An 18,830-nucleotide genomic window follows, 5' to 3' on the forward strand; every position below is an offset into this window, starting at 1 on the left:
AGGCCACATGCCATTGCCGCAGCCAAAATGGCGAGAGATGTCCGGTCACAGTGGGGCTCCCGATGACGACAGCCTCCTCAACCGGCGCCGATGCCCGGACCGAGGTGCCGCTCAAGCGCCGCCTGAAGCGGGCGGAGCGCGCGCGCCAGATCAGGGCGTTGGCACTGATTCTGCCGCTTCTGCTGTTTCTGCTCTTCACCTTCGCGGGCCCGATCGCCGGCATGCTGTGGCGCTCGGTCGATGACAGGGAGGTGCGCCGGGTGCTGCCTCAAACGGTCGCTGCTCTCGCCAACTGGGACGGCAAGGACCTGCCGGACGAAAGGGCCTACGCGGCGTTGGCAAGCGACATCCTGGCGGCGCGCGCCTCCGGCACCATCGCCATTGCGGCCAAGCGGCTCAACTACGCACTGAACGGCTTCCGCACGATCCTGACCAGCACAGCACGCAATCTGAAGGCGGAGCCGGAGCCCGGAACGGCCAGGGAGGCGCTGGGCAAGATCAACCCGGCCTGGCGCGAACGCACCACCTGGACGACGATCAAGGACGCCAGTGGCCCGATGACCGGCTTCTACCTTCTGTCGGCCCTCGACCTGACGCGGAACGTGGACGGCGCGATCGTCGCCGCCCCACCGGATCAGGCCATCTACCGCAACGTTTTCGCCCGCACCTTCATCATCAGCCTTAGCGTCACGGCGCTCTGCCTGATCCTTGGCTTCCCGGTCGCCTACCTGTTGGCGACGCTGCCGGCGGGCCGGTCGAATCTGCTGATGATCTTCGTCCTGCTGCCGTTCTGGACGTCGCTTCTGGTTCGCACCTGCGCCTGGATCGTCTTGTTGCAGAGCAAAGGCGTCGTGAACGACAGCCTGCTCTGGCTTGGCATCATCGACGAGCCGTTGCGCCTGATCTACAACCGCTTCGGTGTGTGCGTGGCAATGACCCACGTTCTCTTGCCGTTCATGATCCTGCCGCTGTACAGCAGCATGAAGGCGATCTCGCCTGCTTACATGCGTGCCGCCGCCTCGCTCGGTGCGCCACCGGCCACAGCCTTCCTGCGGATCTACCTGCCTCAAACCCTGCCCGGCATCGGCGCCGGAAGCCTGCTCGTCTTCATCCTGGCGCTCGGCTACTACATCACGCCGGCACTCGTCGGGGGCGCCGCCGATCAAATGATCAGCTACTTCATCGCGCTCTACACGACCGAGACCGCCAACTGGGGCCTTGCTTCGGCACTGGGTGCGGTGCTGCTGCTCGCAACCATCTTGCTCGCTCTCGTCTACGGAAAGCTGGTGCAGGGCCAGCAGGTCACGGGAGGAATGAAGAATTGAGCGATAATCCTTCCCTTCGCACGCCCAGCCAGCGCATCGCGTGGACCACGACCATCGTGATCTCCACGCTGGTGTTCATCTTCCTGATCGCACCGATCCTGGCAATCATGCCGCTGTCCTTCAGCTCGGGCTCATACCTCACCTATCCGCTGCCGGGCCTCTCCTTGCGCTGGTATGACGACTTCATCAATTCGCCGCGCTGGATGAATTCGCTGAAGAACAGCATGATCATCGGTGTCGCCTCGACCCTGCTGTCCATGGTGCTTGGCACGCTGGCCGCACTGGGCCTGGCGCAGTGGAACAGCCGGTTCAAACCGCTCGTGCTGGCGTTCGTGTTGTCGCCGGTCGTCGTGCCCGGTGTCATCACCGCGGTCGGCCTGTATTTCTTCTTCGCACCGATCGGACTGACCGGTACTTATCTCGGCCTGATCCTGGCCCACACCGCCCTGGCGACGCCCTTCGTGGTGATCACGGTCGGCGCGACGCTGCAAAGCTTCGACACCAATTTGGCGCGCGCCGCCGCCTCGCTTGGCGCCTCGCCGCTTTACGCGTTCCGCCGCGTGATCCTGCCGCTGATCCTGCCCGGCCTGGCGTCGGGCGCGTTGTTCGCATTCGCGACCAGCTTCGATGAGGTGGTGATCGTGCTGTTCATGGCCGGTCCCGAGCAGCGCACCCTGCCACGCGAGATGTTCAGCGGCATCCGCGAGAACATCAGCCCGACCATCACGGCAGCGGCGGTGATTCTGACGACGGTATCGGTCATCCTCCTCGCCACACTGGAAGGCTTGCGCCGACGCAACGAACGGCTCAAGGGCAGCAGCGCCTGACCGGCGGCGTTCTTCTTCCTGCCCCCTTGTGGGAGAAGGTAAACACCGCAGCCCCCTACTTTTTCTCAACCCTCCTCACACATCCCTGGCTTTGCCCCCGCGACGGTTTGTCGGTAGAACAGTCCCCGCAACAAAGCCCAAACAACAAGGCTGAGGGAGAAAACGATATGCAGAAACTCATCGCCGCCGTCGCGGCCGGCTTCGCCATCGCCGCGACCTGCGGCGCGGCGCAGGCGCAGATTTCCGACGATGTCGTCAAGATCGGCGTGCTCACGGACATGTCGAGCCTCTATGCGGACGCGACCGGCAAGGGCTCGCTTGCCGCCGTCGAGATGGCGGTCGCCGATTATGGCGCCAAGGTCGCCGGCAAGCCCGTGCAGGTGGTCGCCGCCGATCACCAGAACAAGCCTGATGTCGGCGTCAACATTGCCCGCAACTGGTACGACAACGACAAGGTCGACGCGATCTTCGACGTGCCGACGTCCTCGGTGGCGCTGCCGATCTCGGCGCTGACGCGCGAGAAGAACAAGATCCACATCAATTCCGGCGGCGGCTCGTCCGATATCACGGGCGTCGCCTGCTCGCCCAACACCGTGCATTGGACCTACGACACCTATGCGCTGTCGAACGTCGCCGGCAAGGCGATGGTGAAGCGCGGCGAGGACACCTGGTTCTTCGTCACCGCCGACTACGCCTTCGGCATGGCACTGCAACGCGACGCCGCCAACGTGGTCAAGGAGAGCGGCGGCAAGGTGCTCGGCGAGGTCCGCCACCCGCTCAACTCGTCGGACTTCTCCTCCTTCCTGCTCCAGGCCCAGGCCTCCAAGGCCAAGGTGGTCGCGCTGGCCAACGCCGGCGGCGACACCACCAATGCGCTGAAACAGGCGGCCGAGTTCGGCCTGACGCAGGGCGGCCAGAAGATGATCGCCTTGCTCATGGAGATCACCGACGTTCATTCGCTCGGCATCAAGTCGACGCAAGGCCTGATCATCACCGACGCGTTCTACTGGGACACAAACGAGGAGACGCGCGCCTTCTCGAAGCGCTTCAACGAGAAGGTCGGTCACATGCCGACCATGATCCAGGCCGGCCTCTATTCGGCGACCATGCATTATCTGAAGGCGATCGAGGCCATCAAGACCGACGAGGCGCCGAAGGTGATGGAACAGATGCGTGCCACGCCGGTCAACGACTTCTTCGCCAGGAACGGCAAGATCCGCATCGACGGCCGCATGGTCCACGATATGTATCTGTTCGAGGTCAAGAAGCCCGAGGAGTCCAAGGGCGAGTGGGACCTCTACAAGCTGATCGCCACCGTGCCCGGCGACGAAGCCTTCCGCCCGCTCGACAAGGGCGGCTGCCCGCTGGTGAAGGGGAACTAGGGACAGCTAACCGGCCGGCGTCAATTCCTCATCCTGAAGGAGCGCGTCTTCGTGCGTCTCGGAGGATGAAGGCCCGGCCGGTGGCCTCGCCCTTCGAGACGCGCGCAAAAAGCGCGCTCCTCAGGATGAGGGTCAACAGCTCGCAATGACGCAAAAAGACACGACAGCGCGCCCGGTGAAAACCGGGCGCGCTTCGTTTAGGCGTTCAGAAGCCCATTACTCCGAGTACTTGAACTCGGGCATCTTCTTCAGATCGTCCTTGCTCGCATTGAACACGGCGTGGTCCGGATACCACTTCGAGCCTGACGACGCCGTCGCAGTCTTGTCGGTGCCGGTCGCAGCGCCCGTGGTGGTGGTCGACTTGCTCATCGTGCCGGGTCCGCCCGGAGCCGTACCGGCGCCGGAATAGGCCACCGCCTCATTGACGAATTTCAGCTTCTCGTACGGAACGGCGACGAGATGCTCGCCCATGCCGAGAAAGCCGCCGACGCCGATCACGGCGATCTTGATCGCACCCCCTTTGTCCATCAGCAGGTCGTTGATCGAGCCGATGTTCTCGTTGGCGTCGTTGTAGATCTTCAGGCCCGCCATCTTCGATGCGCGCCACTCACCCGACGCCGTCGTACTTGTCGTCGTCGCGGTGCTTGCCGCGGTTGGCGACTTGTCGGTGGTAGTCGGGTTTTGCGCAAATGCAACGGTCGCAAACAGTGCCGTGCCGGCAAGGCCGGCGGCGATCGATTTCATCAACATGGTGTCCTCTCCTTCAGCAGAAACTTGTGCGGAGAGAACAAATACGATCACCGGCAGTTCCTGAGCTACGGCAATTTCGTTGCGCAATTGCGCTGCGTTGCGACGAAAGTTCCTGCGTCGCACAGGAACGTTGCGCGGTTCCCACCGACGATCTTGCGCCCTGGGATGTAGCACAATCGCGGCGAAGAACGCGCCGACCTGCGTCGCTCAGGTCAGCTCTTGTAATCGATCAGCAGCGCAGAAAAATCCGAACTGCTCGGCGAGCTCGTCGTGCTGCCATTGGTGCCGTAAGACGAACTCGATGACGATTGCGACTGCTGCAGCGCCTCGAGGAACTGCTTGAGGATATCGGCCGTGGTGGAAGTGGTCGACGTGCTGCTGGTCGAGTCCGCCGACGACGAATCCGAAGAGCTGTCATCCGGCGGCGGACCGGGCGGCGGCCCTCCCGCACCACCGGGACCGCCGGCACCGCCGGGGCCATTGGCGAAGGCGGACTGAAACACGTTCTTCAGCTCGTCGGCCTGGTCCGAGGTCAGCGTCCCGTTCGACACCTCGTTCGAGATGAGGTCGTCGATCTTCGACTTCATCTCGTCCTTGGAGGGACGCGTGCCGCTCGACTGGTCGCTCGATCGGCTCTGCTGGAGCGCTGTGTCGATGTCGGTCAGCGCCGTCGACAGCGCCGACTGATCCGACGACGAGACCGCGCCGGCGGAAATTTCAGATTGCAGTTCTTGCTGCAGCTTTTGCAGGGGGGACTGGTGGGTACTGGCGGAGGTCGCCGAAATCGAGGTCATGATGGCTCCGGGCTTTTTGCGGGGTTTCTTGAGTGACTCCGCCACGGTATGGTTAACGGCCCTAACGAGACCTTGCCGCTCCACTGCCGGGTGATGTCGTGGTGTTGCGGCAAAGGCCGTGGAAACAAACTGAAACAAAAATCCTCGCCTTTTGGCCCGAATCTTGGACAAACAAAGCGCATGGCCATTCCCAATCCCAACATCCTGGTCGTCGAAGACGACCGCGAAACCCGGACGTTGATTGCGAAATACCTGCGCAACAACGCCTGCAACGTCACCGCCGTGAGCGACGGCCGCGAGATGTCGCGCGCCATGGCCGATCACCGCGTCGACCTCATCATCCTCGACGTCATGCTGCCCGGCGAGGACGGCCTCAGCCTGTGCCGCAAGGTGCGCGCGGAAGCGCAGACGCCCATCATCATGCTGACCGCACGCGGCGAGGACATCGACCGCATCGTCGGCCTCGAGATGGGCGCGGACGACTATCTGGCGAAACCGTTCAACCCCCGCGAGCTGCTCGCCCGCATCAACGCGGTGCTGCGTCGCCAGGCGTCCGCACAAGCCGCAAGCTCGATCGAAGGCGCCAGCACGCTCGACTTCGAGGGCTGGCGCATCGATCTGCGCTTGCGCGAGCTGCGCAATCCCGAAGGCGCGCGCGTCGCGGTGACCAGCGCCGAGTTCGATCTGCTGCGGACGTTCTGCGAGCGGCCCGGTCGCGTGCTGTCGCGCGACAGCCTGCTCGACCTCACGCAGGGGCGCAACGCCGGCTCGTTCGAACGCTCGATCGACGTGCTGGTCAGCCGCATTCGCCGCAAGATCGAGCCCAACCCAGCCGATCCGACCATCATCAAGACGGTGCGCTCCGGCGGCTATCTGTTCACGCCAAGAACTGAAGCGGTGAGAACGGAAGCGGTCGCGGCAGCCTTGAGCATCTGACATGCGGCTTTTGGGATTTTTCCATCTCAGGAGCATCAGCGGCCAGATCGCCGCGCTCGTCGTGGTGTCGATCGTCGCGCTTCATCTCATCATCACGGCGGGTTTTCTGATTACGCGGCCGGACCGCGCGATAGCGCCGCCGGACAGCGAGCATGAACTGGCGAATGCCGCGCTGCTGCTGTCCGCGGCCGACGCGAGCGAGCGGCCGCGCCTTCTCGCCGACATCGCGCGCGCCTTTCCGGATCTGCGGGTCGAAGCGATCGCGCCCGGTTCCGTGACGCCCAACGGCGACAGCGAAGGCCCGCATTTGCACGGCATGCGCCGCCATCTCGGTGACGGCTACAAGATCGTCATGCTGGCTCCGAACGGCGGCTCGTCCCGGATCGGCATCGAGCTGCCTGACGGCACAACCATCGCTGGCCATATTGAGCGGGGACGGCCGGGCTGGTTCTGGGGCAATCCCTGGATATCGACGCTGCTATCTGCCGTGATCAGCGTGACGCTGCTTGGCGTATGGGCCGCCCATGCGCTCGCCGCGCCGCTGTCGTCGTTTGCAAAGGCGGCCGAAAGCTTCAGCCTCGACGGCGCGGCCGACCCCCTGCCGGAGCGCGGCCCGGAGGAGATCCGCTCGGTCGCGCGCGCGCTGAACCGCATGCACGAGCGGATCGCGCGGCTGATGTCGGACCGCACCAAGATGCTCGCGGCGATCAGCCACGATCTGCGCACACCGATCACGCGGCTGCGCCTGCGCGCCGAGTTCATCGAGGACGAAGGCAACCGCAAGCGCATGCTGATCGATCTCGACCAGATGCGCTCGATGCTGGAATCCGTGCTGTCGCTCCTGCGCAATGACCGCAAGGTCGAGGCGGTGACGCTGGTCGACATCGCGAGCACGCTGCAGCTCATCGCCGACCAGTTCGGCGACATGGGCCATGTCGTGCACTATGACGGCCCGCTATCTGCGACCGCCGCGGCGCGGCCCGATGATCTGCATCGCGGCGTCACCAATCTCGTCGAGAACGCCGTGCGCTTCGGCGCCGAAGTGACGATCCGCCTCGACATATCGGGCACCATACTCGTCATCGACGTCGAGGACGACGGTCCCGGCATTTCGGACGCGCGCAAGCAGGAGATGCTGGAGCCGTTCGTGCGCGGCGACGATGCGCGCACCATGGACGATTCCACCGGCTTCGGGCTCGGCCTGTCGATCGCCCGGGCGATCGCGGTCGCCCATGGCGGCGAGCTGTCGCTGCACGACCGCGAACCGCACGGGCTGATCGTGCGGATGCAATTGCCGGTGTGGCAACAGCCGCGGCTGGCCGCGTAACCTTACGCCGCGAGCGGCGGGTGCTCGACTTCCATCTCGTCAAAGATTGCCATCGCCTCGAAACGATAGCCGCAGGCGCTGCAATTCCAGAGATATGAGATGCGCCCCTCGCCCGGTTCGATCCAGTCGGGCTGCGCGATCGGCGTGCCGCATTGGGCACAGGGATTATGTCTGGGGATGTCTCCGATGTGTGCCTTCACCACGTTTGCTTTTGTCATGGCACCTCTCCCGATTTGCGCCGCTCTCATACTCGCTTTCGCGCCCGCACGCGAATAGACAGGCCCGCTGTCGCGAATGGCGGCTTCGTCTGCCTGACAACCCCTATGCCGGTCTTGCGTCGGAATGACGGCTCTGCGCTGCAAAATCGTAATCGGCGGCGTTTCGCCACATCATCGCCGCGTTCAAGAGTCCTAACGGTTCCAGTGCAGGTTACCCAAGGACCTCGGGGGATATCTGATGAAAATTTTACGTATTGCCGCGCTGCTCGCGGCCGGACTGACGTTGCCGCAGGCCGCATTCGCGGGCGAAGCGGAGTACGCCGAGATGGTCGCGGCCCATGCGCGCGCCAACGGCGTGCCGGAAGCGCTGGTGCACCGCGTGATCATGCGCGAGAGCCGCTATCAGCCCGGCCTGGTCGGTCATGGCGGCACCATCGGGCTGATGCAGATCAAGCTCGCGACCGCCCGCGGTGTCGGCTACACCGGCGATGCCGCAGGCCTGCGCGATCCCAACACCAACCTCACCTATGCCGTCAAATACCTCGCCGGCGCCTATCACGCCGCCAATGGCGATCACGCCCGAGCCGTGCGTTATTTCGCCGGCGGCTATTACTATGTCGCAAAGCGGCAGCGGCAGGAGGTCCTCCAGGTCGCCAATATGGGCGAGCCTTGGCTCGAGCCGAACGGCAATCCGCAGCCGATGTTCGGCACCGTGCCGCGCCGAAAGCTCGCCCAGCGCGTCGGCAACGCCCGGGCGCAGGCGCCCAGGTAAGTTCCTGCCAACCGCGTTGACACCACAGCCCGTCAGTTGACACAGCCCGTCACTGGCATACATTAGAGCCGTTCCGAGGGGTGCTCCGAGGAGGAGCTGAGATACCGCTAAATGGGCCAACCGGCCCAGGACCGCGGTGACCCTTTGAACCTGATCCGGGTTATGCCGGCGAAGGGACAGGGATGTTGCAGACGACGAAACGACCGGATTCCGCGGTATCCATCATCGGCGCAGGCATTGCGGGCGCCTGGCAGGCCTTGTTGTTCGCGCAGGCCGGCCACGCGGTCACCTTGCACGAGCGCGGTGACGCCGAAATGACCGATGCCACCAGCCATTGGGCCGGCGGCATGCTCGCGCCTTATTGCGAGGCGGAAGTTTCCGAGCCGATCATCTCCAGGCTCGGCCTGCGCTCGCTCGACATCTGGCGGCGCGAGCTGCCTGACACCCCCTTCAACGGCTCGCTGGTCGTCGCCCATCCGCGCGAGCGCAACGATTTTGAGCGCTTTGCCCGGATGACCGAGGGCCATCGCCGGCTCGATGCCGCCAGTCTTGCCGAGCTCGAGCCGTCGCTCGAAGGCCGCTTCCGCGACGCGCTGTTCTTTCCGACCGAAGGCCATGTCGAGCCGCGCCGCGTGCTGCCGAAACTGCACGAGCGCATCCGCGCCGCCGGCGGCACCATCAAGTTCGACAGCGGCGTTTCCGCCGGGGATCTCGACGGCATCGTGATCGATTGCCGCGGCCTTTCTGCGCGCGACGATCAGCCTGCCTTGCGCGGCGTCAAGGGCGAGATGATCCTGATCGAAACGGACGAGGTGCAGCTTGCGCGCCCGGTACGGCTGATCCATCCGCGCTGGCCGCTCTACGTGATCCCGCGCGAGGACAATCGGTTCATGCTGGGCGCGACCTCGATCGAGGCCGAGGACACCGGCGTCAGCGTGCGCTCGGCGCTGGAGCTGCTCGGCGCGGCCTATGCCGTGCATCCCGCTTTCGGCGAGGCCCGCATCGTCGAATTCGGTTCCGGCCTGCGTCCGGCTTTCCCCGACAATCTGCCGCGGATCGGCATTCGCGGCGGCAAGATCAGTGTGAACGGGCTCTACCGCCACGGATTCCTGATCGCGCCTGTTCTCGCCGAACTGACGCTCGCCTATATCGAGCGCGGCCAGATCGACAATGAGGTGATGCAATGCGCGTGATCGTCCAATGCTTGTGATCGTTAACGGCGAGCATCGCGAGATAAACTCGGCCAGCGTCGACGCGCTGCTGAGCGAGCTCGACTACGAGGGCACCCATTTCGCGATCGCGCTGAACTACGACGTCGTGCCGAAGAGCCGCTGGGCCGAGACCCATCTTAAAGCCGGCGACGAGATCGAGATCATCACGCCCCGGCAGGGAGGGTGAGATGATGGCGAAATCTGCATCCACAAATTCCGCCGTCATCCTGAGGCGCGAGCCGTCTTCGGCTCGCCTCGAAGGATTGCCGCACCCCGTGGCTATCATCCTTCGAGGCGCGCAAGTGCGCGCACCTCAGGATGACGGTCTGTGCACGTCGCCTGCAAGGAAATTGAAACCATGGTGACCTTCTACGGCAAAACCTTCGCCTCCCGCCTGCTGATCGGCAGCGCGCTCTATCCCTCGCCTGCGATCATGCAGTCGGCGATCCGCGCCTCCGGCTCGAGCATCGTCACGGTGTCGCTGCGGCGCGAATCCGCCGGTGGAAAGAGCGGCGATGCGTTCTGGAAGCTGATCCGCGAGCTCGACGTGACAGTGCTGCCGAACACCGCCGGCTGCCGCAGCGTGCGTGAGGCGGTGACGACGGCAAAGCTCGCACGCGAATTGTTTGCGACGTCCTGGATCAAGCTCGAAGTGATCGCCGACAACGATACGCTGCAGCCCGACGTCGTCGGCCTGGTCGAGGCCGCTACCATCCTGATCAAGGACGGCTTCGAGGTGTTCCCCTATTGCACCGAAGATCTTTCGGTTGCGAACCGGCTGGTCGATGCCGGCTGCCAGGTGGTGATGCCGTGGGCCGCGCCGATCGGCAGCGCAAAAGGCATCACCAACCGCGACGCGCTAAAACTGATGCGCGAGCGTCTGCCCGACATCACGCTGGTGGTCGACGCCGGCATCGGCGCGCCGTCGCACGCGGCCGAGGCGCTCGAGCTCGGCTACGACGCCGTGCTGCTCAACACCGCCATTGCAAAAGCCGCCGATCCCGTCGCCATGGCCAACGCCTTCCGGCTCGGCGTCGAGGCCGGCCGCACCGCATACGAAGCCGGGCTGATGAACGCCCGCGATTTCGCCTCCCCCTCCACCCCTGTCGTTGGGACCCCGTTCTGGCATGCCGTATCCTGATCCGTTCTATCCCGTCGTCGACAGCCTCGCCTGGGTCGAGCGCCTGACCAAGCTCGGCGTCGGCACCATCCAGCTGCGCGCGAAAGATCTCGACGATTCGCAGGCGCTGCAAATCGTCAGCGACGCGCTGGCGATCACGAACGGCACGCCAGCCAAGCTGGTCGTGAACGATTACTGGCGCGCGGCGATCGTCGCTGGTGCAAAGTACCTGCATCTCGGCCAGGAGGACCTTGCGGACGCCGACCTCAAATCCATTCGCGAGGCCGGCCTGTCGCTCGGCGTCTCCACCCATGACGAGGCGGAGCTTGAGACCGCGCTCGCCGCCAAACCCGATTATGTCGCGCTGGGCCCGATCTTCTTCACCACGCTCAAATCGATGCGCTTCGACGCCGCAGGGCATTCCAAAGATCCCGGAGTGGAAGAAGCGCATCGGCCCCATCCCGCTGGTCGCGATCGGCGGCATCAAGTTCGAGCAGGCCGCGGAGATCTTTGCGGCAGGCGCGGATTCCATCGCCGTCGTCAGCGACGTCACCCAGAATGCCGACCCGGATGCGCGGGTGCGGCAATGGCTCGGCCAGGCGAAGGAGGCGGCGTGATGCTTCATCTCCAAAGCCTTCCACACACTCCACCGTCATCGCCCGGCTTGACCGGGCGATCCAGTACGCCGCGGCTTCTCGGCTCTAGCCGCACCGCCTCGGAATACTGGATCCCCGCTCCCGTGCGCAATTGCGCACTAGGCGGGGATGACAGCGGTATTTGTCTCTCGCGCAGCGATGCCAACGAACTAACTAGGAGGATCCCATGAACATCCGCTCCAACCCTGAAAAAACCATCCCTGCCGTCACCACTGGCCCGCTGCCCTCGTCACGAAAAATCTTCGCGTCCCCGGACGCCGCGCCTGATATCCGCGTACCCTTGCGCGAGATCATCCTCTCCGAAGGCGCCGGCGAGCCGAACCTGCCGGTCTACGACACCTCGGGCCCCTACACCGACCCAAGCGTGACCATCGACGTCAACGCCGGTCTCGCGCGCGGCCGCAAGGCCTGGGTGCTGGAGCGCGGCGGCGTCGAGGAATATCAGGGCCGGCAGATCAAGCCGGAGGACAATGGCAGCGTCTCCACCGACAAGGCCGCGCGTGCCTTCTCCGCCTATCACCAGCCGCTGCGCGGCCTCGACGGCAACATGATCACGCAGCTCGAATTCGCCCGCGCCGGCATCATCACCAAGGAGATGATCTACGTCGCCGCGCGCGAAAATCTCGGCCGCAAAGAGCAACTCGAGCGCGCGGAAGCAGCGCTCGCCGACGGCGAAAGCTTCGGCGCAGAGGTCCCCGCCTTCATCACTCCGGAGTTCGTCCGCAGCGAGATCGCGCGCGGCCGCGCCATCATCCCCTGCAACATCAACCACTCCGAGCTCGAGCCGATGATCATCGGCCGCAACTTCCTGACCAAGATCAACGCCAATATCGGCAACTCCGCCGTGACGTCATCCGTCGAGGAAGAGGTCGAGAAGATGGTGTGGGCGATCCGCTGGGGCGCCGACACCGTGATGGACCTCTCGACGGGCCGCAACATCCACACCACCCGCGAATGGATCCTGCGCAACGCGCCGGTGCCGATCGGCACCGTTCCCATTTATCAGGCGCTCGAGAAATGCGACGGCGATCCAGTCAAGCTGACCTGGGAGCTCTACAAGGATACGCTGATCGAGCAGTGCGAGCAGGGCGTCGACTATTTCACCATCCACGCCGGCGTGCGGCTGCAGTACATCCACCTCACCGCCAACCGCGTCACCGGCATCGTCTCGCGTGGCGGCTCGATCATGGCGAAGTGGTGCCTGGCGCATCACAAGGAAAGCTTCCTCTACACGCATTTCGACGAGATCTGGCGACCTCATGCGCAAGTATGACGTCTCGTTCTCGCTCGGCGACGGCCTGCGCCCGGGCTCGATCGCCGACGCCAACGACCGCGCGCAGTTTGCCGAACTCGAGACGCTCGGCGAACTGACCAAAATTGCGTGGGACAAGGGCTGCCAGGTCATGATCGAGGGCCCCGGCCACGTGCCGATGCACAAGATCAAGATCAACATGGACAAGCAGCTCAAGGAGTGCGGCGAGGCCCCGTTCTACACCCTCGGGCCCCTGACCACCGACATCGCGCCGGGCTATGACCACATCACCTCGGGGATAGGTGCGGCCATGATCGGCTGGTTCGGCTGCGCCATGCTCTGCTACGTCACGCCGAAGGAGCATCTCGGCCTGCCCGACCGCAACGACGTCAAGGTGGGCGTCATCACCTACAAGATCGCCGCCCACGCGTCCGATCTCGCCAAGGGCCACCCCGCCGCACAACTGCGCGACGACGCCCTCTCCCGTGCTCGTTTCGACTTCCGCTGGAGCGACCAGTTCAACCTCGGCCTCGATCCCGAGACCGCAAAGAACTTCCACGACGAGACCCTGCCGAAGGAAGCCCACAAGGTCGCGCATTTCTGCTCGATGTGCGGACCCAAGTTCTGCTCGATGAAGATCACGCAGGACGTGCGGGATTACGCGGCGACGCTGAACGATCCGAACGGCGTGGGCATGTCGATGAGCGGAACCGCCGAGGACGGCATGGCCAAGATGAGCGCGAAATTCAAGGAGATGGGCGAGAACTTGTATCTGGATGCGGAGAAGGTGAAGGAGAGTAACCGGGTGCTGTGAGGGACACTTCTTCTCTGAAATGGTAATCGCGCTCGTCAATAAAGCGACCGGATGTTCATCCGGTCGCCTTATTGCTTAGCTTTCGTCACTTTTTGACGATCAGATCGCTCCAACCTTGGAGTGAAGACGGCCGACTTTCCAGACTCTTCGCAAACTCGATCAAGTCTGCTCTTTCCTCTGGAGCTTTAGTCAGTAGTGCCTCACCCACCTGCTTCAGAGTGGTGAAGCGATCCACTTTCTTCGGGCCCTCTGAAATTCCTAATCGAGCGGAAAACTGTCGCAGTGAGCGACCGTCATTCAACATTGCTCCCTTTGAAGCCGCCCTCAACAACTCAACGACATCTGCCTGAGTTGAATCGGACTTAGATTCAATCTCAGCAATCAGATCGGAAAGGTACTCGCGTTTAGACTTCTTCTTCGACGTTGTTGCGCGCGGGGGTCTGTTAGCAGAAACTCGCTCCGCCCTCCTTACGACGTTCATCGTCAAATCCGATATCTCTCGCAGAGCATCACCGTTCTTGAGAGATTGGACGGCTTGCTCAATTTCGTCAGCGCCGTATCGCTGATACAGCGTCAGAATATCTCTAATGATTGAGCGTTGATCTCTTGGAGATTTCATAAGCTGATCCGAGCCGCAAACGCATTGCAAAATGAAGACACATCGTGCGCAACGCTAGAACGAGCGTTACGAGGTGTGGAAGATTGGACTTCCTTCCCGTGCTCCCTTGGGAAACGATCTACTATAAGGAATCTCCTCGGCAAATACATGCCAACCGAAGCCGGTCGACAGAGCAGCCACTTCCTGTTTCGAGATACTCTCTTCTGGTGAGTAATTCGAGGTCATATTGTAGCAGATATCCGTGCGGCGAGCCCGCGGAACGATCGTTGAGAAAGAGAACTTGCCCGACGCCACTCCCCACCGCCTCCCCGACCAGCTCCGCCCCGACCTCCGCCTCGTCTTCGTCGGCACCGCCGCCAGCACGCGTTCGGCCGAGCTTGGACACTACTACGCCCATCCTGGCAACCGCTTCTGGCGCGCGATCCATGAGGCCGGCATTACGCCGCGGCGGTATCAGCCCGGCGAGTTCGCGGCGCTGCTTGAGCTGGGGATCGGCTTCACCGATCTCTCCAAGTCGGGCGCCGGGATGGATCACCAGATCGCGGCTGAGACGATCGATGTGCCGGGGTTCAAAGCGAAGATCGAGAAGTATCGACCGAAGACGATTGCGTTCACGAGCAAGAAGGCGGCGAGCTTGTTTTATGGCAGACCGTCGAGCGGGATTGCGCTGGGGCGGCAGCCGCGCGATGAGAGCTTGCCGGAGATATTCGTGCTGCCCTCGCCATCAGGGGCGGCGTCCGGGCATTGGACGCTGGAGCCGTGGCGGGAGTTGGCGGCGTGGATCGGTTTGTCGGACGCCCAACACCCACCGACCTCATCCTGAGGAGCCTGCGAAGCAGGCGTCTCGAAAGGATCGCTGCGGGCGAGATGCGGGCCTGCATGGTTCGAGACGGCGCTGCGCGCCTCCTCACCATGAGGGTTTGGTTTCGCATACGTCCCAGAAATCGAGATAGTCTGTCGGAAACTGTCCCTGCCGTTCGTCCTCTGGATATAACGCCACCACCCGGAGCCCTCAGATGCCCCCCACCATCACCGCCTTCGAAAGCTCGCCCGACCGCGGCAAGGGGCAGGCGCGCGAGATGCGGGTTCGCTGGGCGCTCGAGGAGGTGGGCCAGCCCTACGACGTGCGGCTGGTTTCGTTCAAAGCGATGAAAGAGTCGGCGCATCGCACGCTGCATCCGTTCGGGCAGATCCCGACCTATGAGGACGGTGATCTCGCCCTGTTTGAATCCGGCGCGATCGTGCTCCATATCGCGGAGCGCCATGCCGGGCTGCTGCCGGAGGATGCGAACGCCCGAGCCCGCGCGATCACGTGGATGTTTGCCGCGCTGAGCACGCTGGAGCCGCCGATCGTCGAGCTCGGGATGGCCATGCTGTTCGAGCGCGACAAGAGCTGGTACGAGGAGCGCCTGCCGGTCCTGAAGGATCGCGTCCGCGTCAGGCTCGGCGAATTGTCCCGTCGCCTCGGCGATGCCGACTGGCTCGACGGCGCGTTCAGCGCCGGCGATCTCATGATGGTGACGGTGCTGCGCCGGTTGAACGCCTCGGGCCTGCTGGACGAATATCCAGATATCGCCGCCTATGTCGCCCGCGGCGAAGCGCGGCCGGCCTTCAGGCGCGCTTTCGACGCTCAACTGGCGGTTTTCATCGCCGCATCGAAGGGTTCGTAGGGGCGGTTGGCGCTCTAAAGATCGAAATTGGTCGGCAGCATCACCACGTCACGAATTGTCATGCCGCGCGGCCGCGTCAACATGAACATCACCACGTCAGCCACTTCGCTGGCCTCCAGCAGGCTTCCCGATTCCCTGGCTTCCCTCAGCTTCTCCGGCGGCCAATCCGCGAGCAGCGCGCTGACGACCGGACCGGGCGAGATCGAGCCGACGCGGATGCCGTGCTTGAAAACCTGGCGCCGCACCGTCTGGACAAAGCAGTTGATCGCCCATTTGGAAGACGCATAGACCGGCTCCCACGGCGTCGGAAAATGCGCCGCCAGCGAACTCGTGACAATGATGTCGCCGGTCCGACGCGCGATCATATGCGGCAGCACGTCGTGCACGTTTTTCATCACGACGTTGACATTCAGGTTCAGCATCCGGTCGATCGCCATGGTGTCGGCATCGACCAGATCGCCACCGACATAGGTGCCGGCATTCGCATGCAGGATGTCGAGCTGGCCGGTCTTCTCCAGAACGCGCGGCAGCAGCGTTGCGCAGTCCTTTGGGTCCAGCAGGTCGACCAGCAGCGGGATCACTGCGTCGCCGTGCTTGTCGCCGAGCGCCTTCAGCGCGGCCTCGTCACGGTCGACCATCACCACGCGCGCGCCCGCGGCCAGCATCGCCTCGGTGCTGGCCAATCCGATGCCCGACGCGGCGCCGGTCACGACCGCAACCTTGCCTTCCAAGTCTCTCGCCATAGGGATCCCCATCTTGCCGAGGCCAGCAGGATCCGCAGTATAGCGGTTCCGGGCGGCGTTGTCGGGGACAAACCTGTGACGATGCCATCGTCCGCCGAAGGAGGCGGCGCACAAAGCGCGGGACTGTTGCAAGCCCGTCACTGCGGCGATACGACTTCAGCTCGAGGAGCATCCCATGCTGACCCTCTATTCCTATCCAGACCTGTTCGGCGTCGCCGACAACAACGGCTACGGCCTCAAGGTCTATGCCTTCCTGAAGCTCGCGGGCGTGCCGTTCGTGCATGAGCACGTGTTCGACGCCTCCGCCGCGCCGCGCGGGCAGCTGCCCTATATCGTGGATGACGGCGAGACGATCGGCGACAGCGAGACCATCATCGCGCACGCGATCGCGAAGTACCGCCTCACCATCGATGCAGCGCTAACTGCGGAGCAGAGGCGGACCAATCATCTCGTCACGCGCATGCTCGACGATCTCTACTGGGTGATGTCGTATTCGCGCTGGAAGGACGAGCGCTATTATCCGGCGTTTCGCGACGCCTTCATCGCGCAGCACAAGCAGATCGACGCGACAGGATTCGAGAAGGCGAAGGCGTATAATTCGCAGCGCTATCATTTCCAGGGCATCGGCCGCTATACGCCCGAGCTGGCTTACTCGCGGGGGCTCGCCGATCTGCAGGTGCTGGCCGAGATCGTGCCGGCGACCGGCTTCGTGCACGGCCAGGCGCCAACCAGCGTCGATGCCGGCATCTATGGCTTCATCGCCAACATCTATTACTTCCCGATCCCGACGCCGCTGAAGGCGTTCGTCGATCCGCACGCAAATCTCGTCGCGCATTGCGAGCGGATTCATGCGGCGGTGACGCCGCAACCACAGACCTCATCCTGAGGAGATCGCGAAGCGATCGTCTCGATGGATGGCCGCGGGCGAGACGGGCCCGCATGGTTCGAGACGGCGCTACGCGCCTCCTCACCATGAGGGTCTAACACCGCAATGAGGGGCACGGTGCTTGCGCGCCTTTGCCCCCTCTACACGCCCTACCGCATCGTGATCGCGAGCCCGCTCAGATCCGCATTCGCCATCAGGCCTACCTGTGTGCCGGACAGCTCGAGCACGGCGCCCTTCTGGTTGGTCAGCACGATGGCGCGGGCGCCGCGGCCGATCGCGATGCCCGCACCGGCGGCGCCGTAGACGCCGGCGATGTCGGAGGGCCGGTTGATGTTGGAGACGCGGCCGCGCAGCACGGTCTTGGAGCCGCCGAAGACCAGGCCGTAATCGAGCCCGCCGGTCGAGAGCGAATAGGAGCGGCCGCGGAAGCTCAGCACGCCCGAGCCGCCGGACCCGCCGATGATCCAGCCCGCCTTGTAGATCGTCAGCACCACGGTGCCGCCGTCGGCGAGCGCCGAGGTCGAGAGGGCGGCAAGCGCGGCAATGCCGAGCAGCGCGGCGCGGAAGGCGGATGCGATCTTCATGGGGGCTCCGGGGGCTATCTTTCAAGGAGGGAATCGAATCAGACGCGGCGAATGTATCCGATGCATCGCGGCGGCAACATGATGGGGTGGGCGTGAATCGCGGTCTGTAGCACACGCTCAACTGTCATCGTCCGGCTTGACCGGACGATCCAGTATTCCAGAGATCGCGGTGGGATACCGAGACGCCGCGGCGTACTGGATGCCCCGGTCGAGCCGGGGCATGACGGCGGAGTTTGGCGCGACCAGGCACCACTGCCATCATGCCATTCTGCCCCTGTTTTGCCCGACGGAGCAATCGATTATTTTGCTTTTCCCGAATCCAAAAAAAACATCAATGGTTCCCGCAGGATGGCTACTGTGCATGGGGTTGTTTTCGCGTTTTTTGTTGGAGCGGGCCCGACCTGCCGCTACGCTTACCGCCTCCAGCTGTCCATTCGAGGTGATCCATGCCGATCCAGCATTTCGCACCCCCGTCGCACGTCAAGGCTCCGCCGCTGTCCTTTGCCACGCGCGCCGGCGATCTCCTGTTCGTCTCCGGCATTCCCGGCTTCGACGCGAGCGGCGCGCTGCCCGATGGCTTCGAGGCGCAGTTCGCCAACGTCGTCGTCAACATCAAGCGCGTGCTGGCGGAGGCCGGTGCCGGCGTCCGCGATCTCGTCAAGGTCAACGTGTTGCTGACCCGCGCCTCCGACGTCGCCGCCATGAACGCGCTCTACGCCGGCGCCTTCGGCCCACCACCCTACCCCGCCCGCACCACCTGCGTGGTCCAGGCGCTGCCCGATCCGAAGATGCTGATCGAGATCGAGGCGGTGGCGTCGCTGGCCAAGGGGTAATCAAGCGACAGTCAAGGAGAATAAGGGTCGACCGAACAGCCGACGAACGGCTGACATATCCGTGAACGGTCGCCGCCCCGCTTGCCAGCCGCGCAGATTTGCCGCACCAGT

19 protein-coding genes, 2 pseudogenes and 1 riboswitch are annotated in these 18,830 nt (G+C 63.9%); of the genes and pseudogenes, 15 read left to right on the forward strand and 6 right to left on the reverse strand.

Annotation, left to right across the window (positions count from 1 at the left end; all coding sequences use genetic code 11):
• The first annotated feature begins 62 nt into the window (after positions 1 to 62).
• From ACVWYI_RS31800 to ACVWYI_RS31810, 3 genes are all read left to right on the forward strand, one after another.
• Positions 63 to 1,325, forward strand: a complete 1,263-nt coding sequence (locus ACVWYI_RS31800; protein WP_456664133.1) for an ABC transporter permease — start codon at positions 63 to 65, stop codon at positions 1,323 to 1,325.
• Positions 1,322 to 2,152, forward strand: a complete 831-nt coding sequence (locus ACVWYI_RS31805; RefSeq protein ID WP_354049205.1) for an ABC transporter permease — start codon at positions 1,322 to 1,324, stop codon at positions 2,150 to 2,152. The genes ACVWYI_RS31800 and ACVWYI_RS31805 overlap by 4 nt, the downstream gene beginning before the upstream one ends.
• 167 nt (positions 2,153 to 2,319) lie before the next feature.
• The gene (locus ACVWYI_RS31810; RefSeq protein ID WP_456664134.1) at positions 2,320 to 3,534 is read left to right on the forward strand and encodes an ABC transporter substrate-binding protein; all 1,215 of its coding nucleotides are present in this window, start codon (positions 2,320 to 2,322) and stop codon (positions 3,532 to 3,534) included.
• 216 nt (positions 3,535 to 3,750) lie between these two features.
• Here ACVWYI_RS31810 and ACVWYI_RS31815 read toward each other — a convergent pair whose 3' ends face one another.
• Together ACVWYI_RS31815 and ACVWYI_RS31820 are read right to left on the reverse strand one after the other, a co-directional pair.
• Positions 3,751 to 4,284 (reverse strand): PRC-barrel domain-containing protein, encoded by a 534-nt coding sequence (locus ACVWYI_RS31815; protein WP_354104563.1) that lies wholly within the window; start codon positions 4,282 to 4,284, stop codon positions 3,751 to 3,753.
• 212 nt (positions 4,285 to 4,496) lie between these two features.
• Positions 4,497 to 5,078 carry a hypothetical protein gene (locus ACVWYI_RS31820; protein ID WP_456664135.1) on the reverse strand — a complete coding sequence of 194 codons (582 nt, stop codon included), beginning with the start codon at positions 5,076 to 5,078 and terminating at the stop codon, positions 4,497 to 4,499.
• A gap of 180 nt (positions 5,079 to 5,258) precedes the next feature.
• Between ACVWYI_RS31820 and ACVWYI_RS31825 the strand changes: the two genes are divergently transcribed.
• Both ACVWYI_RS31825 and ACVWYI_RS31830 read left to right on the forward strand, forming a co-directional pair.
• Complete coding sequence (locus ACVWYI_RS31825; RefSeq protein WP_456664136.1) at positions 5,259 to 6,014, forward strand: response regulator; 756 nt, start codon at positions 5,259 to 5,261, stop codon at positions 6,012 to 6,014.
• 1 nt (position 6,015) lies between these two features.
• Positions 6,016 to 7,341: an ATP-binding protein gene (locus ACVWYI_RS31830; protein ID WP_456664137.1), complete on the forward strand. Its 1,326-nt coding sequence runs from the start codon at positions 6,016 to 6,018 to the stop codon at positions 7,339 to 7,341.
• A gap of 2 nt (positions 7,342 to 7,343) precedes the next feature.
• Here ACVWYI_RS31830 and ACVWYI_RS31835 read toward each other — a convergent pair whose 3' ends face one another.
• On the reverse strand, positions 7,344 to 7,559 hold the full coding sequence (locus ACVWYI_RS31835) for a hypothetical protein (protein WP_456648795.1): 216 nt from the start codon (positions 7,557 to 7,559) through the stop codon (positions 7,344 to 7,346).
• A gap of 238 nt (positions 7,560 to 7,797) precedes the next feature.
• Here ACVWYI_RS31835 and ACVWYI_RS31840 point away from each other — a divergent pair, with 238 nt between their 5' ends.
• From ACVWYI_RS31840 to thiC, 6 genes and pseudogenes are all read left to right on the forward strand, one after another.
• Positions 7,798 to 8,331: a transglycosylase SLT domain-containing protein gene (locus tag ACVWYI_RS31840; protein ID WP_456664138.1), complete on the forward strand. Its 534-nt coding sequence runs from the start codon at positions 7,798 to 7,800 to the stop codon at positions 8,329 to 8,331.
• 66 nt (positions 8,332 to 8,397) lie between these two features.
• A riboswitch (TPP riboswitch) is annotated at positions 8,398 to 8,526 on the forward strand.
• Positions 8,514 to 9,524 (forward strand): FAD-dependent oxidoreductase, encoded by a 1,011-nt coding sequence (locus tag ACVWYI_RS31845; protein WP_456664139.1) that lies wholly within the window; start codon positions 8,514 to 8,516, stop codon positions 9,522 to 9,524. It overlaps the preceding riboswitch by 13 nt.
• A 7-nt stretch (positions 9,525 to 9,531) precedes the next feature.
• Positions 9,532 to 9,729 (forward strand): sulfur carrier protein ThiS, encoded by a 198-nt coding sequence (gene thiS, locus ACVWYI_RS31850; RefSeq protein WP_247442660.1) that lies wholly within the window; start codon positions 9,532 to 9,534, stop codon positions 9,727 to 9,729.
• A 171-nt stretch (positions 9,730 to 9,900) separates the two neighbouring features.
• The gene (locus ACVWYI_RS31855) at positions 9,901 to 10,683 is read left to right on the forward strand and encodes a thiazole synthase (protein WP_354049182.1); all 783 of its coding nucleotides are present in this window, start codon (positions 9,901 to 9,903) and stop codon (positions 10,681 to 10,683) included.
• Positions 10,670 to 11,279, forward strand: a pseudogene (locus ACVWYI_RS31860) (thiamine phosphate synthase). Before ACVWYI_RS31855 ends, ACVWYI_RS31860 begins: the two are co-directional and overlap by 14 nt.
• Before the next feature lie 205 nt (positions 11,280 to 11,484).
• Positions 11,485 to 13,384, forward strand: a pseudogene (gene thiC / locus ACVWYI_RS31865) (phosphomethylpyrimidine synthase ThiC).
• An 85-nt stretch (positions 13,385 to 13,469) separates the two neighbouring features.
• Here thiC and ACVWYI_RS31870 read toward each other — a convergent pair.
• Positions 13,470 to 14,003 (reverse strand): hypothetical protein, encoded by a 534-nt coding sequence (locus tag ACVWYI_RS31870; RefSeq protein WP_456664140.1) that lies wholly within the window; start codon positions 14,001 to 14,003, stop codon positions 13,470 to 13,472.
• A 280-nt stretch (positions 14,004 to 14,283) separates the two neighbouring features.
• Here ACVWYI_RS31870 and ACVWYI_RS31875 point away from each other — a divergent pair, with 280 nt between their 5' ends.
• Both ACVWYI_RS31875 and ACVWYI_RS31880 read left to right on the forward strand, forming a co-directional pair.
• On the forward strand, positions 14,284 to 14,826 hold the full coding sequence (locus ACVWYI_RS31875) for a mismatch-specific DNA-glycosylase (RefSeq protein WP_456664141.1): 543 nt from the start codon (positions 14,284 to 14,286) through the stop codon (positions 14,824 to 14,826).
• A 193-nt stretch (positions 14,827 to 15,019) separates the two neighbouring features.
• Positions 15,020 to 15,673, forward strand: a complete 654-nt coding sequence (locus ACVWYI_RS31880; RefSeq protein ID WP_456664142.1) for a glutathione S-transferase family protein — start codon at positions 15,020 to 15,022, stop codon at positions 15,671 to 15,673.
• A 14-nt stretch (positions 15,674 to 15,687) separates the two neighbouring features.
• Here ACVWYI_RS31880 and ACVWYI_RS31885 read toward each other — a convergent pair whose 3' ends face one another.
• On the reverse strand, positions 15,688 to 16,416 hold the full coding sequence (locus ACVWYI_RS31885; protein ID WP_456648785.1) for an SDR family oxidoreductase: 729 nt from the start codon (positions 16,414 to 16,416) through the stop codon (positions 15,688 to 15,690).
• A 175-nt stretch (positions 16,417 to 16,591) separates the two neighbouring features.
• On the opposite strand from ACVWYI_RS31885, the gene ACVWYI_RS31890 reads away from it, so the two are divergent.
• Positions 16,592 to 17,302 carry a glutathione S-transferase family protein gene (locus ACVWYI_RS31890; RefSeq protein ID WP_456648784.1) on the forward strand — a complete coding sequence of 237 codons (711 nt, stop codon included), beginning with the start codon at positions 16,592 to 16,594 and terminating at the stop codon, positions 17,300 to 17,302.
• A 149-nt stretch (positions 17,303 to 17,451) separates the two neighbouring features.
• Here ACVWYI_RS31890 and ACVWYI_RS31895 read toward each other — a convergent pair whose 3' ends face one another.
• Positions 17,452 to 17,886: a hypothetical protein gene (locus ACVWYI_RS31895; protein ID WP_456664143.1), complete on the reverse strand. Its 435-nt coding sequence runs from the start codon at positions 17,884 to 17,886 to the stop codon at positions 17,452 to 17,454.
• 446 nt (positions 17,887 to 18,332) lie between these two features.
• Here ACVWYI_RS31895 and ACVWYI_RS31900 point away from each other — a divergent pair, with 446 nt between their 5' ends.
• On the forward strand, positions 18,333 to 18,719 hold the full coding sequence (locus ACVWYI_RS31900) for a RidA family protein (RefSeq protein ID WP_456664144.1): 387 nt from the start codon (positions 18,333 to 18,335) through the stop codon (positions 18,717 to 18,719).
• Positions 18,720 to 18,830: the final 111 nt, after the last annotated feature.

The organism is Bradyrhizobium sp. LB13.1, from assembly GCF_054056815.1.

What these genes read in the sequence shown, in the direction of transcription:
- ACVWYI_RS31885 (WP_456648785.1), bottom strand. Translation starts at nt 16,416, where the DNA reads ATGGCGAGAGACTTGGAAGGCAAGGTTGCGGTCGTGACCGGCGCCGCG.
- ACVWYI_RS31810 (WP_456664134.1), top strand. Translation starts at nt 2,320, where the DNA reads ATGCAGAAACTCATCGCCGCCGTCGCGGCCGGCTTCGCCATCGCCGCG.
- ACVWYI_RS31890 (WP_456648784.1), top strand. Translation starts at nt 16,592, where the DNA reads ATGCTGACCCTCTATTCCTATCCAGACCTGTTCGGCGTCGCCGACAAC.
- ACVWYI_RS31880 (WP_456664142.1), top strand. Translation starts at nt 15,020, where the DNA reads ATGCCCCCCACCATCACCGCCTTCGAAAGCTCGCCCGACCGCGGCAAG.
- ACVWYI_RS31800 (WP_456664133.1), top strand. Translation starts at nt 63, where the DNA reads ATGACGACAGCCTCCTCAACCGGCGCCGATGCCCGGACCGAGGTGCCG.
- ACVWYI_RS31825 (WP_456664136.1), top strand. Translation starts at nt 5,259, where the DNA reads ATGGCCATTCCCAATCCCAACATCCTGGTCGTCGAAGACGACCGCGAA.
- thiS (WP_247442660.1), top strand. Translation starts at nt 9,532, where the DNA reads ATGCTTGTGATCGTTAACGGCGAGCATCGCGAGATAAACTCGGCCAGC.
- ACVWYI_RS31900 (WP_456664144.1), top strand. Translation starts at nt 18,333, where the DNA reads ATGCCGATCCAGCATTTCGCACCCCCGTCGCACGTCAAGGCTCCGCCG.
- ACVWYI_RS31895 (WP_456664143.1), bottom strand. Translation starts at nt 17,886, where the DNA reads ATGAAGATCGCATCCGCCTTCCGCGCCGCGCTGCTCGGCATTGCCGCG.
- ACVWYI_RS31855 (WP_354049182.1), top strand. Translation starts at nt 9,901, where the DNA reads ATGGTGACCTTCTACGGCAAAACCTTCGCCTCCCGCCTGCTGATCGGC.
- ACVWYI_RS31830 (WP_456664137.1), top strand. Translation starts at nt 6,016, where the DNA reads ATGCGGCTTTTGGGATTTTTCCATCTCAGGAGCATCAGCGGCCAGATC.
- ACVWYI_RS31820 (WP_456664135.1), bottom strand. Translation starts at nt 5,078, where the DNA reads ATGACCTCGATTTCGGCGACCTCCGCCAGTACCCACCAGTCCCCCCTG.
- ACVWYI_RS31815 (WP_354104563.1), bottom strand. Translation starts at nt 4,284, where the DNA reads ATGTTGATGAAATCGATCGCCGCCGGCCTTGCCGGCACGGCACTGTTT.
- ACVWYI_RS31845 (WP_456664139.1), top strand. Translation starts at nt 8,514, where the DNA reads ATGTTGCAGACGACGAAACGACCGGATTCCGCGGTATCCATCATCGGC.
- ACVWYI_RS31835 (WP_456648795.1), bottom strand. Translation starts at nt 7,559, where the DNA reads ATGACAAAAGCAAACGTGGTGAAGGCACACATCGGAGACATCCCCAGA.
- ACVWYI_RS31870 (WP_456664140.1), bottom strand. Translation starts at nt 14,003, where the DNA reads ATGAAATCTCCAAGAGATCAACGCTCAATCATTAGAGATATTCTGACG.
- ACVWYI_RS31840 (WP_456664138.1), top strand. Translation starts at nt 7,798, where the DNA reads ATGAAAATTTTACGTATTGCCGCGCTGCTCGCGGCCGGACTGACGTTG.